Source organism: Aquabacterium sp. UBA2148 (assembly GCF_002328915.1).
GTDB lineage: Bacteria > Pseudomonadota > Gammaproteobacteria > Burkholderiales > Burkholderiaceae_C > Aquabacterium > Aquabacterium parvum.
The window spans coordinates 2669-3395 of the sequence record NZ_DCXA01000193.1 but is presented as its reverse complement, the minus strand read 5'-3'; the positions used below and the strand labels follow the sequence as shown (position 1 = coordinate 3395).

At 69.7% G+C, this 727-nt stretch carries 1 protein-coding gene; it reads left to right on the top strand.

Annotated features, from left to right (window positions below; translation table 11 throughout):
* Positions 1–727 (top strand): aminopeptidase P family N-terminal domain-containing protein (locus B2W70_RS10780; protein WP_286745623.1); only part of this gene is annotated, 727 nt, incomplete at both ends.

Here is a 727-nt window from a genome sequence, read left to right as displayed (position 1 = left end):
CGATCTCGCGCGCCGACAAGCTGGCCCACGTGCGGCAAGCCCTGGCCGAGCGTGGCGCCACCCACCACTGGATCGCCACGCTCGACGACCTGGCCTGGCTGCTGAACCTGCGCGGCGCCGACGTCGAATACAACCCGGTCTTCCTGGCGCACCTGCTGGTCTCGCCCGATGGTGCCGAGCTCTTCGTGGGCGAAGGCAAGGTCGATGCCGCCCTGGCCGCTCGGCTGGCATCCGATGGCGTGCAATGCCGCCCCTATGAGCAGGCTCTGCCCGCACTCGCCAAACTGCCCGACAGCGCTGTGCTTTGGCTCGATCCCAAGCGCACCACCTGGGGCCTGCGCGAGGCCGTGCCCGAAAGCGTGCGGGTGATCGAGGCGATCAACCCCAGCACCCTGGCCAAGTCACGCAAAACAGACGCCGAGGCCGCGCACATCCGCGAAGCCATGGAGCGCGACGGCGCGGCCATGTGCGCCTTCTACGCCTGGCTCGAACAAGCCCTGGGCCGCGAGCACGTCAGCGAGCTGACCATCGACGAGCGCATGACCGCCGAGCGAGCCCAGCAGCCCGGCTACGCGTCGCTGAGCTTCCCCACCATCGCGGGCTTCAACGCCAACGGCGCCCTGCCGCATTACCGCGCCACGCCCGAGGCCTTCTCACCCATCAGCACACCGCAGGGCCTGGTGGCCGAAGGCCTGCTGCTGATCGACTCGGGCGCGCAGTACCTGGG